At 37.0% G+C, this 12387-nt stretch carries 7 protein-coding genes and 1 tRNA gene; 4 read left to right on the top strand and 4 right to left on the bottom strand.

Annotated features, from left to right (window positions below):
* Positions 1 to 166: 166 nt before the first annotated feature.
* Positions 167 to 1453: a sugar MFS transporter gene (locus LUA86_RS05235; RefSeq protein WP_231459539.1), complete on the bottom strand. Its 1287-nt coding sequence runs from the start codon at positions 1451 to 1453 to the stop codon at positions 167 to 169.
* A gap of 530 nt (positions 1454 to 1983) precedes the next feature.
* Here LUA86_RS05235 and LUA86_RS05230 point away from each other — a divergent pair.
* The 4 genes from LUA86_RS05230 to treF all read left to right on the top strand — a co-directional run bounded on the left by LUA86_RS05230 (position 1984) and on the right by treF (position 5595).
* Positions 1984 to 2056: transfer RNA gene (locus LUA86_RS05230), tRNA-Lys, on the top strand.
* Positions 2057 to 2372: 316 nt separating this feature from the next.
* Positions 2373 to 2918 carry a lipocalin family protein gene (locus LUA86_RS05225; protein ID WP_231459538.1) on the top strand — a complete coding sequence of 182 codons (546 nt, stop codon included), beginning with the start codon at positions 2373 to 2375 and terminating at the stop codon, positions 2916 to 2918.
* 365 nt (positions 2919 to 3283) lie between these two features.
* The gene (locus LUA86_RS05220) at positions 3284 to 3511 is read left to right on the top strand and encodes a hypothetical protein (RefSeq protein WP_231459537.1); all 228 of its coding nucleotides are present in this window, start codon (positions 3284 to 3286) and stop codon (positions 3509 to 3511) included.
* A 491-nt stretch (positions 3512 to 4002) separates the two neighbouring features.
* Positions 4003 to 5595, top strand: coding sequence for an alpha,alpha-trehalase TreF (treF, locus tag LUA86_RS05215; RefSeq protein ID WP_231459536.1), 1593 nt, complete (start codon positions 4003 to 4005; stop codon positions 5593 to 5595).
* 75 nt (positions 5596 to 5670) lie between these two features.
* Here the strand turns inward: treF and LUA86_RS05210 are convergent, their stop codons facing one another.
* From LUA86_RS05210 to LUA86_RS05200, 3 genes are all read right to left on the bottom strand, one after another.
* Positions 5671 to 7710, bottom strand: coding sequence for a glycoside hydrolase family 65 protein (locus LUA86_RS05210; protein ID WP_231459535.1), 2040 nt, complete (start codon positions 7708 to 7710; stop codon positions 5671 to 5673).
* Between the two features lie 75 nt (positions 7711 to 7785).
* Entirely contained in the window at positions 7786 to 9294 is a 1509-nt protein-coding gene (locus LUA86_RS05205) for a RagB/SusD family nutrient uptake outer membrane protein (protein WP_231459534.1), read from the bottom strand.
* Positions 9295 to 9312: 18 nt separating this feature from the next.
* A complete protein-coding gene (locus LUA86_RS05200; protein ID WP_231459533.1) occupies positions 9313 to 12336 on the bottom strand; it encodes a SusC/RagA family TonB-linked outer membrane protein in 3024 nt (1007 codons plus the stop codon).
* Positions 12337 to 12387 lie beyond the last annotated feature (51 nt).

Raw genomic sequence — 12387 nt, 5'->3', positions numbered from 1 at the left:
GTATCATCTTGCTTGTATAGAAATATCTAACTCACCGTCATTCTGAACCTGGTCGAAGAAGCTCTTTAAAATGATGAAAAATCGGCAAAGCAATAACGGCAATGTTTGTCATGCTGATCTTCTCGAAATACTTCGCTCAATGTCATTCCGAGCGTAGTCGAAGCACCTACTTAATATTTAATCCAACCTTATGCCCCTTAACCGCAAAATATAAAATGTACAAATAACAAGGCAATACCGTTACGAAATAAGCTAGCTGAAAGTCTAACCCTAATTCATCTTTAATAAAAGCATATAATAATGGCCAGATTGCACCCCCAGCAATACCCATAACCATAATTGCAGAACCGGTTTTTGTAAATTTACCCAAGTGACTGATGCCTAGCGGAAAAATTGCAGGCCACATTAACGAATTAGCCAGCCCCAACAATGCAATAAAAATAATAGATACATAACCTGATGTTAAATAGGCAATTAGGGTAAAAATTAAACCTAAAATTGCACAAATTCGCAAAGCGAATTGCTGAGAAATATATTTGGGAATAGCAATAATACCAATGATGTAGCCCAGTAACATACCACCCAACGTAAGCGATGTGAAATATTTACTCACATCTGCACTGATACCTAAAGCCTTACCATAAACGCCAATAATATCGCCGGCCATGACTTCTGCCGCAACATAAACGAAAATACAAAAGGCACCTAAAAACAAATGCGGAAACTGAAATATGCTTTTGTGCTTAACCACTCCGCCACCATCTTCGGCCACTACATCCTCTTCAACATGTACCTCGGGTAAATCGGTAAATTTGATAAGCAACGCGAATAAAGAAAATAATATTGCCAATACAATGTAAGGCATATTTACCCTGCCTAAAACATCATTCAATAATTGTTCTTTAGCTAAACCAGTGGCAACTTCAATCTTCTTTTCGATAGCTGAAGCATTTTTTAAGAACAAGGTTCCCATGATGAATGGCACAATAATTCCGGCAAATTTATTACAGATACCGGCAATACTTATCCGCTTTGCGGCACTTTCTATTGGACCGATAATGGTTAAGTAGGGATTAGATGCTGTTTGCAATAATGCCAATGCTGCACCTTGAACAAAAATTCCGGTTAAGAATAGTCCGAAGGTTCTGCTTTGTGCCGCCGGAATAAATATTAAAGAACCAAGCGCCAAAACAACTAAGCCTAAAATAATGCCGTTTTTAAATCCTACCTTTTTTAATATCCATGATGATGGAAGGGCAAGAAAAAAATATGCCATGTAAGAAGCAAAGGTGACTAAAAAGGCTTGAATATCTGATAACCCAAAGGAAAGTTTGAAAAATGGTATAAGCGTTCCATTTGCCCAGGTTACAAATCCGAAGATAAAGAACAAGGCACAAATAACAACTAAGGGCTTCGGACCTCTATTTTGTGCGGAGCTTGAAATATTTGACATAAAAATATAGTTTGGTTGAGTTGATTTTGCCAAACTAAGAAATTATTCCAGCATTTTTTACATCAAACGTTTGCGTGATTTAATATTCATAAGAAAATATAAAATAATGACAGAAAATTTTTGCCAATTAGATTAAATGACGTATAAATCCGTACAAATTAAAGACACATACAAGCATATTTAACCTTAAGATGAACAATTAAACTCACATTTAAATTTACTACGCCATTTTGAGGCATCATTAATTAATTTTATTCAAAATACATGCTTCTTAAGTCTTTATAATATAAATTTATGTGAAAGCAGTAGAATATTGATAATCATTATTAAGCATGGAAGGCGATTTCATTTAGCGCAATATGCGCTCTCTAAAACCATGTTTCACGCTCATTTCATGCAATGAACATTTAATCTTTCTATAAATCAATATAGTTAGCACATTTAAATAATTTTTATTTGCATGAAATAGTGAAGAACCCTATATTTGCACCACTTTAAAACAAAGGGCTTAGGTCAATTAAATTAAAGTAGATTCCGTAGCTCAGCTGGTAGAGCATTACACTTTTAATGTAGTGGTCCTGGGTTCGAATCCCAGCGGGATCACAGAAGCCTTCAACGAAAGTTGGAGGCTTTTTTGTTGGCATGATTTCCGGATGGAGTATATTTTTTCTCCTTTAGATTTGAGTGAGCACAGAACTTGTAAATACTTAAACAAGACAAGGTTTTATTCTATCGGATTAAAAATCCGAAATTATATTTAGTTCGATGCCCTACGGAACATCTCGAACAGCTAGTTTATATCCAGTTTGATTGTAAAAGTATCCAGACTGTCAGTGCTAACCATGCAGTAATGCAAGTTACAGCGCTAAAGCAAAACTTTTATGGTTTGCATCTGTTCTCCGTTGTTTAAATCGCATATATGAAGATAAATTATAAACATGCAATCCTGGCTGCATCTCTTGCCGTTATTGTAGTTAGTATGGAGAGCTGCAGCGTTTCTATTCCAAAAGGAGCAACCGCTGTAAAGCCATTTCAAAAAGATAGGTATCTTGGCAAGTGGTATGAAATTGCAAGAATGGATTTCAAATTTGAAAAGAATTTAAACAACGTAACTGCAACTTATACTGCGAAAGAAGATGGCACCATAAAAGTAGATAACCGAGGCTATAATTTCGTAAAAAACGAATGGAAACAAAGTATTGGTAAAGCCAAATTTGTTAAAGGCGATGATGAAGCACGCTTGAAGGTTTCGTTCTTCGGACCTTTTTATGCAGGTTATAATGTAATTGAGATTGACCCGGATTACAAATATGCTTTGGTTGCCGGCAATAACCTGGATTACCTTTGGATATTATCAAGAACTAAAGCCATCCCGGAAATTGTAAAAAATGCCTATTTAGAAAAAGCAAAAGCACTTGGTTACAAAACTGAAGAATTGATATGGACTAAGCATGATAAAGATTAGGGTAATTTAATCACTTCACAAATTTTCATTCCCGTTTTTGCGGTTCATTTTGTCATTCAGAGTTTCGAGCAATCTTTGCGTAAATAAAGATATTATTATGGTTTAAATCATGGGATTACAAATCCCATCAATATAACATTCGAGATGCCTTTCAGAACATCCCGAATAGCTGCTTCACCATTTTGTCATTCCGAGTTTCGAGGAATCTATGCGTTAATATTAAAATATTGATAAAGATATCATCATGCTTTAAATCATGGGATTACAAATCCCATCAATATAACATTCGATGCCTTTCAGAACATCCCGAATAGCTGCTAATTTAATCACTGCACAAATTTTCATTTCCGTTTTTGCGGTTCATTTTGTCATTCAGAGTTTCGAGCAATCTTTGCGTAAATAAAGATATTATTAGGTTTAAATCATGGGATTACAAATCCTATCAATATAACATTCGAGATGCCTTTCAGAACATCCCGAATAGCTGCTCTAAAGCCATCCCGGAAATTGTAAAAAATGCCTATTTAGAAAAAGCAAAAGCACTTGGTTACAAAACTGAAGAATTGATATGGACTAAGCATGATAAAGATTAGGGTAATTTAATCACTTCACAAATTTTCATTCCCGTTTTTGCGGTTCATTTTGTCATTCAGAGTTTCGAGCAATCTTTGCGTAAATAAAGATATTATTATGGTTTAAATCATGGGATTACAAATCCCATCAATATAACATTCGAGATGCCTTTCAGAACATCCCGAATAGCTGCTTCACCATTTTGTCATTCTGAGTTTCGAGGAATCTATGCGTTAATATTAAAATATTGATAAAGATATCATCATGCTTTAAATCACGGGATTACAAATCCCATCAATTAAACATTCGAGATGCCTTTCAGAACATCTCGAATAGCTGCACATCTCAAATAGCTGCTTCGTCATTTTGTCATTCCGAGTTTCGAGGAATTTATGACTTTGTATAAGTGTAAATACGTTATTTAAATAACAGCAAATTCGAACAATTCTGCTCAGCAACTATATTTTTTAAGTCTAAATTGATTAGATTTATCTACATAAACGTATAAATAATGAGCAAAACGAAAACCTATCCTATTTTAAATCATCCTTTATCAAAAGTCGTATTTTTTATATTCCTGTTGGTAAATTCTATATCAGCAAAGGCTCAGAAAGAATTAAGTCCGCGGCAAATTTACCCGGGCCTATTTGAAAAAGTGCAGATGCAGCAAATCTTTCCCGATGGAAAATCTTTTGTTGATGCAATTCCTAAAATAAAACCAGCTGAAATTCTAGCTGCTTTTCAAAGTCAGAAAAATTTGAAAAGCTTTAATTTAAAAAGTTTTGTGAATGAGCATTTTTCGATGCCCGAAAATCACAATGCGGTTTATCAATCAGACATTAGCGCAGGTATAGAAAAGCATTTAGATACATTGTGGACGGTTTTGAAGAGAAATCCGGATACGGCTTCAAAGTATCAAACCTCTTTACTCCCACTGCCAAAACCTTACATTGTGCCCGGTGGAAGATTTAGGGAGATATATTATTGGGATTCGTACTTTACGATGTTGGGCTTGCAAAAAGCAGGCAAAACCAAAATCATGAAAGATATGATTGATAATTTTGCTTACCTGATAAATAAATATGGCTTTATTCCTAATGGAAATAGGAGTTATTATTTAACCCGCTCGCAACCACCATTTTTTGCAGCCATGGTACAATTGCTTACTAAAAACAATACCGAAGTTAAGCTGAGCGAGTACAAGGACGTGTTAGAAAAGGAATATAATTTTTGGATGAAAGGTGTGGATGGATTAAAGAGTGGTAATGCGGTTAACCACGTAGTAAAGCTTAATGACGGAACAGTTTTAAACAGATACTACGACGCAGGCAATCAACCCCGAGAAGAATCCTATCGTGAAGATTTTGAAGCGGCAAAGCTGACCAAACAAGAGCCGGCAGTGTTTCTTCGCCATGTACGTTCGGCGGCAGAGTCTGGCTGGGATTTTAGCAGCAGATGGTTTGCTGATGGTAAAAATTTTAGTCAGATTATCACCACGGATTTATTACCTGTAGATTTAAATACCTTGATGTATAATATGGAAATGGCTATTGCTGATGCAAACAAACAAGCAGGTAACAAAGCTAAATCCGCCCTGTTTTTAGCTAAAGCTGAAAAACGTAAAGTGGCCATATTAAAATACTTTTGGAATGAAAAACTGCAGTTTTTTACGGATTATAACTGGAAGAAAAAATCTCTATCGAATCAGTTAACACTAGCGGCAGCTTTTCCGCTGTATTTTAAACTGGCAACACCATTGCAGGCAAAATCAGTTTCTGATAAAATAGAAAAAGACTTTTTAAAAGCCGGTGGATTAATAACCACTTTAACCACCACAAAAGAACAATGGGATGCGCCAAATGCATGGGCGCCATTGCAGTACATGAGCATACAAGGTTTACAAAATTATGGCTTTAATAAATTAGCGGATGAAATTACAGTCCGATGGATTAATCAAAATATTGCTGTGTTTAAAGAAACTGGCAAGTTGATGGAAAAATACAATGTTGTAGAAACCAATAGCAAAGGCGGCGGTGGCGAATATCCTTTGCAGGATGGTTTTGGATGGACCAATGGCGTGCTTTTAAAATTAATGAAGAAATAGTTTTAATTAATCAATACAAAAAATGGTTGCAGATTTGAATTTCTGCAACCATTTTTTTTTTAAGAGTTTTGCGAATTAATTTTTTCTGGTAACCTCAAAAGATTTGTTATCCAAACCAACCCCGGTAATTTTAACTGATTTCCATTTGGCTGGTAAAACACTCGGAATTTGAATGATGCCTTTGTTGGTAATGTCTAATCCGCCAAAGCCCATAAGCACACTTTGTAAAACACCGCCTGCACCTGTGGCAAAGTATGGATTAGTGCCTCCTTTAGTTTCTGCGATAACCCTAAAGGGAGGATTTAAATTAGGCTGATAGGCTTCACTAAAATATTTATAGGCTTTTTCTCCATTGCCTGTTCTGGCGTAAAGCAAAGCAAAAATTGCATGCGTCATTGCCGGGGTGCCTTCATCCGGAATACGGGTTTCATAATAAGCCAAATCCTTTAAAATTGCATTTTTATCGGTAATGGTTTTTAAAGGGTAAGCCAGCAAATTTACATCAGCCTGTTTTATGCCTTCGCCTTTATAAGTTGCATGTTCTTTGGTAACACCATCAGCAAAGTTTAAAATCGGAATATTTTGCTCAACCAATGTCCAATCTTTATTTTGTGGGATACCTAGAACAGCGGCGGCAAGATTCGCATTTTTTAGGTTTATTTTAGCCGCAGCATTGGTAAATGCATTATTATCTACGTTTTCGGCCCATTCATCGGCAGCTACTACATTTTTAATATCATACTGATTTGGTCCATTTCGCTCTACCCTACTAGCCCAAAAATCTGCAGTTTGCGATAATATTGGCCAGCCTTTCTCTCTAAGCCAAACTTTATCTTGAGTAACACAATAATAATTCCAGGCAGCAAGTGCAACATCTGCAGAAATATGGTGTTCGAAAGGACCACTCAAAGCCCAAACCGGTGTTTCTTCTACACCTGTATCTGCGCTTTCCCATGGATACATAGCGCCTTTAAAGCCATGAGAAAATGCATTTTTTCTGGCGGCTTCCAAGCGCTCAAATCTATATTCTATTAAAGATTTTGCAATATCAGGATGTAGCACCAATAAGGCCGGGAACATCCAGATGTCGGTATCCCAAAAGATGTGTCCATTGTAGCCTAAGCCAGATAAACCCATTGGCGATAGCGAGTAAGAGGTACCTGCACGCGAAAACGAAGTAAGGTGGTACAACATGCTCCGAACATCTTGCTGTGCTTGCGGGTCGCCATCAATCTGAATATCAGATTTCCAAAGTTCATCCCAAGCCTGATTATGAAATTTTACCAACCTATCGTGTCCTTCAAGCTTGGCAAAGATGATCATTCTTTCTGCTTCATTGAGTGGATCTGCATGTTGTGCAGAGCTAATCGTGCTGCCAACAACCGAATAAGTGTAAGATTCTCCGGCTTTTAATGTTTTATTAAATTTCATCAAATGGCTATTATTATCCCACATTTCGTGGATAATTTTTGGCTCAGTTCCATGCTGCTCATTAAACAAAAAACTGTTCGATGCACACAACTGTAATTTACCCGTCGGACTTTTCGCTGTAGAAGTTAACAAGCTCAGCGTAACATGCGGTCGGTCGATTTCGTTATAATAATTCTCTACATCCCGAAGCGCATCTGGTGTTTCCATTACACTAGCGGCGGTTAATTTCATGTCTTCTTTAGCTGTTATGGTTACATCCATCAATACCGAAAAAGGCAATTGCCTTAAAGCGTAATAAGTATATTTTACATCAGCTTTGCTACCGTAAGTTAGCTTTGTGGTAAAAGAAGCGTGTTGCATATCCAATTCCTGCTGCATGCCTTTAGTGTTCTGTCCATCAAGCCTTTTACCATCAATTTCGATGTACATATTAAGCAGGTTGAAACCATTTAAAAAGTTGCTTACCCGGCCTCGACCATAAGTATCATAAGCGCCAGCCAAAATCACATTTTTTACTTTAAATGGCTGCGGCGCCGAAACAATACCAATAATTCCGTTGGCAACGGTTACACCATAATAATTTGCAGGGTCAATTTGGTTTGCTTTAATTTTCCATGGATCCTGAGCTTTAGATATCAATCCAAATAGCAGAATTAGTAGCAATAACGAAGTACAATGTTTCATAATAGAATTGTTTGCAATAAAAAAACTAAGCCTGAAATTAATCAGGCTTAGTTTTAAATATTAGTAATAAATAACCTAGTAACCTGGGTTTTGAACCAAATTCGGGTTACCTAATTGATTATCTGGAATAGGAAAAACCAGATATTTAGCCTCACTTGCTGGTTTTTCTTGCCAAGCAGCAAGGAATTTACCGAAGCGGATTAAATCTTGTCTTCTGAAGCTTTCCCAATACAGTTCACGACCACGCTCATCTAACAAAACATCTAATGTTAAACTTGTTAATGGCGAAGCGCCTCTAACTGTTCTCAAAGAATTTACCAGAGTTAAAGCCTGAGCAGTTAATGAAGTTCTTAACTGAGCTTCAGCTTTCATTAATAAAACATCTGAATAACGGAAATAAACCCAGTCATTTTCTGGTTTTCTAGAACCTGCGTTAGCATAATCAATTGGATATTTAATTACACGAATTCCGGCAACTTCAAGGTGATTTGGATCACGCTCAATAATGGCAACTTCGGGTGTGAAAGCTAATGGATTACCTTTTCTGTCTTTTAAAGCTGCACCTGTTTGGTCAAATTGCTGACCAACAAGAAAACCAACTCTAATACCTGAAATATTGGTTTGTCCTGCATAACTTCCACCTCTTCTGGTATCCGAAGCTTCAAATTTACCATAGAAATTTGATAGCGATGAAAAACCGTTATAACCATTTGGATTTTGGTTATAGTGTGTTGTACATTTCCATTGTCCGTCTAAATCGCTACCATTTGCACCGCCAATATTTTGTGCAGTGAAAATGTTTTCTTTTGAAAGCACATCGTTAGTTGGCGCAAAATTATCAAAATAGTTAGGCTGTAATACATAACCACCTGTTGCAATTTCATCAGCTAAAGAGATAACCTTCGCCATATCTGCTGCATCAAAAGTTGGAGCAGTACGGTTTAAGAAAGCACCTTTGTTTAAGTAAACTTTCATCAAAAGTGTTCTAGCCGCATTTTTGTTAGCAACATTGGCCGGACCGGTTGGCAAATCAGGGATGATTGCGTTCAGTTCGGCGATTAAATAAGCAACTTCATCAGCTGCGCTTCTAACGCGTGAAGGTTTTGTAACGTCTTCTCCAGAATCTCTATAAGGAACCTGACCCCATCCATCTAAAATAGAGAACTGAGCAAAAGCTCGTAGAAATCTTGCCTGAGCAGCTTGCGCAGGTGTTGGGCTTGCACCCAAAACACTTGTTGCTACATAAGAAATACTATTTAAATCTCTAAATACGTCTGAAATTCTTGAATGGTCTGGTGCCCATTTATGTAAATGCAAGGAACGCCATGCGCCATTATCATCCCAGTCACCAGCTCTTGTTGGTACAATGATTTCGTCTGATGTAACTTCTTGCAGAGCAGCCCAATTCCATGGTGCCTGGTAAGGACCAATCATTGCTGCATACGATGCGCCTAATAAACTGGCAACATTGCCCCCGCTCACTCCCGCACTTCCAACCTGACCATTCAGGCCTTCATCTAACTTGGTACAACCCGCAAAACTTAGGGCAACCATAGTAAAACCGATAATATATTTATTTTTCATATCTGTATTTTTTAAAAATTAAAGAGAAAAATTAACCCCGAAATTGAATGTTCTGGCCGTTGGATATGCTGTGTAATCTATACCTGCAGATGGAACACCACTTACACCTTTATTTACGTTAACCTCCGGATCGAAACCTGTATAATTTGTAATTACGAAAAGGTTCTGACCATTCACATAAACATTAAGGGCCTTAATGGCTTTGCCGATGTTACCAAAGTTGTAGTTTAACGTTGCATTTGCCAATTTAACATAATCACCTTTCTCTATATATCTAGAAGATGCGGCAATTGGATTTGCCAACGATTCTTGAACCGGTAAACTAACAAGGGCTGAAGAAATATTTCTTGTACCTAAGTTTGAAATTGCCAAAACTGAATTGGCAGTGTTGTTGTAAATGCTTTGTCCGAAGGCACCATTAAAGTTTGCAGTGAAAGATAATTTCTTGTATCTGAAATTAGTGCTTAAACCCATAATAACTTTAGGATTAGGATTTCCTACGTAGTAATTAGTAAAACCATCATCGGTATAGATAGAGAAACCATTAGCATCTAAGCCTTTGTAATCTCTGGTAACCATTGCAAACAATGGCAAACCATTTTGGATAACCTCTGTAGTTACACCACTTAAGCCTTGTCCGTTTAATGAACCTGTTTTAATAATACCGTTGATGTTTTGAACGGTGTTTTTAATGAAAGTTGCGTTACCGCCTAAAGACCAAGAAATTTTATCTGTTTCAACAATATTGGCGTTAAGCGTAAGCTCTAAACCTTTATTGATGATTTGGCCAGGTAAGTTAACCCATGTTGGTACGTTACCACCAACTGCCGGTACGAATGAAATTTGCGGAAATAATAAGTCGTTGGTTTCTTTATGGAAGTAATCAATTGAGCCTGTAAATCTGCTTTTCATAAATCCAAAGTCAATACCTACGTTCGTTTGCACATCAGATTGCCATTTAAGGTTTGGATTTGCATTATTAATTGCTACTAATGTTGGAGCTCCGTTAGAGTTACCAAAATCATAACGTTGCTGAGCTGATCCGGAAGGGAAATCCTGATTACCGGTTTTACCATAACCAACTCTTAATTTTAACTGGTCAAGCCATTCGGTATTTGCCATAAATGCTTCTTTCTTGATATCCCAGGCTGCAGCAAACGAAGGAAAATAACCATAACGGTTAGATTTACCAAACTTTGTTGAACCATCCGCTCTGAAAGTTGCAGTTAAAATGTATCGGTTATCATAGTTAAAAATAGCCCTTGCAAAGTAAGATTGTAACTCTGTTGTTGGGTTGTTAAACGCAGAGAATGTACGGTTTGCTGGTGCAGTAGTTTGAAAAGCATCTGTATAATCTGCATCAATCTCACCAAAACCTGTAGCGGTATTCGTTGTTCCTTTGTTTATAAAGTTTGAATATTCGTAACCGATAATCGCGTTTAAGTTTAATTTACTTGCAATTTCTTTGTTGAAGTTTAAAGTATTTGTAAACTGTTGCGTAATTAACTCGCTGTTTGAGTAACTGGCATAACCACCTAAGAAAGTACCTGAAGGCTGAATACCTTGTAAGTTAAGAAAGCTTCTTGTTGACGCTCTTCTTATACCTGTGCTGTAATTAACACTAGCCAACATACGATATTCTAACCAAGGTGTAATTTTATAGTATGGCGAAACGCTACCTAGTATAGTGGATACTTTAGCTTTATCATCATTTGCCGCTAAAGCCGCAAGTGGATTGATAGTGGTAGATCCGTAATCGATAAACAAGCCACCATTACTGTTATAAAATGATTGAGTTGGATTCCATGCTAAAGCCTGACTAATCAAACTTCCTGTAAAACCTGCATCGGTAGTAATTGGAGCAATTTTTTCAAGATATTGGTTGCTGATCATGTTAACGTCTAAGCCTAATTTTTTACTTTCTAAAAATTTGAAGTTTCCATTAAAGCCAGCACTATATTTTTTAAAATCAGTTGTTTTGATAATACCTTGTTGATCTTGATAACCCAATGAAGCACGGAAAGTATTTCCATTTGCACCACCACTAATACCAACCGAATAATTTTGGTTGTAAGCTGTTCTGGTAATTTCATCAAGCGCATCTACACTTGTACCAAAATTTCCGTTGGCAAGTCCGTATTTTGTTAAAGCAGCACGGTATTCGTCGCCCGATAAAACATCTACTCTTCTGGCAATGTTACTTACCCCTGCCGAAGCGCTGAAATCAATTTTAGTATCGCCAGATTTACCGCGTTTTGTAGTAATTAATACAACACCATAAGCTGCACGAGAACCATAAATTGCGGTTGCAGATGCATCTTTTAAAATCTCCATCGATTCAATATCTGCTGGATTGATAAAGTTTAATGGATTTCCATCAGGAGCGGTACCAATACCAGCACTAGATGATGGTCTTGCCGAACGTCCATCGAGCGCTACCCCATCTACAACATAAAGCGGTTGGCCTGTACCAGTAATTGCAGAGTTACCCCTAATTCTTACTGTAGATGCGCCACCCGGTTGTCCGCTGTTATTAATCATTTGTACACCGGCAACCTTACCCTGAATTAACTGATCAGGTGCGTTTAGTGGACCTTTGTTAAAATCTTTAGCCGAAACAGTTGTAGCTGCACCCGTTAAATCGCTTTTTCTAACTGATGCATAACCTACTACAACAACAGCATCAAGATTATTTAATGAGGATAGTGTAATGTTTAATACAGTTAGGTTGTTAACGCTAACGGTTTGTGTTTCAAAGCCTACAAAGCTTACCGTTAATCTTGATGTTGATGAAGGAACCGTAATTTGGTACTTACCTTCTGCATCACTTTGTGTTCTTGTACTTGTGCCGGTTACCTGAATAGTGGCGCCGGCCAATGGTGCTTTATCGTTATCATAAATTACACCTTTTACAACGGTTTGCGCAAAGGCTGCCGTGCTTAAAAAAGCCATAAGCAAACTTAATGTAATAAGTTTCTTGAAGGCATACAATTTCTGCTTTGTTGATTTAGCAGACCAATTGCTTGGTAGAGTAATATTCATATTTTAATTGTTAAATGGTTAGAAATTTATTTATTAGGGATTTAAATCTAA

Source organism: Pedobacter sp. Leaf132 (assembly GCF_920984695.1).
Lineage (GTDB): Bacteria > Bacteroidota > Bacteroidia > Sphingobacteriales > Sphingobacteriaceae > Pedobacter.
Note: the sequence above shows the minus strand (reverse complement) of the source record. Positions and strands in the feature narration are given on the sequence as shown.

Coding starts and splice junctions, on each gene's coding strand:
- LUA86_RS05235 (WP_231459539.1), bottom strand. CDS start 1,453: ATGTCAAATATTTCAAGCTCCGCACAAAATAGAGGTCCGAAGCCCTTA.
- LUA86_RS05225 (WP_231459538.1), top strand. CDS start 2,373: ATGAAGATAAATTATAAACATGCAATCCTGGCTGCATCTCTTGCCGTT.
- treF (WP_231459536.1), top strand. CDS start 4,003: ATGAGCAAAACGAAAACCTATCCTATTTTAAATCATCCTTTATCAAAA.
- LUA86_RS05210 (WP_231459535.1), bottom strand. CDS start 7,710: ATGAAACATTGTACTTCGTTATTGCTACTAATTCTGCTATTTGGATTG.
- LUA86_RS05205 (WP_231459534.1), bottom strand. CDS start 9,294: ATGAAAAATAAATATATTATCGGTTTTACTATGGTTGCCCTAAGTTTT.
- LUA86_RS05200 (WP_231459533.1), bottom strand. CDS start 12,336: ATGAATATTACTCTACCAAGCAATTGGTCTGCTAAATCAACAAAGCAG.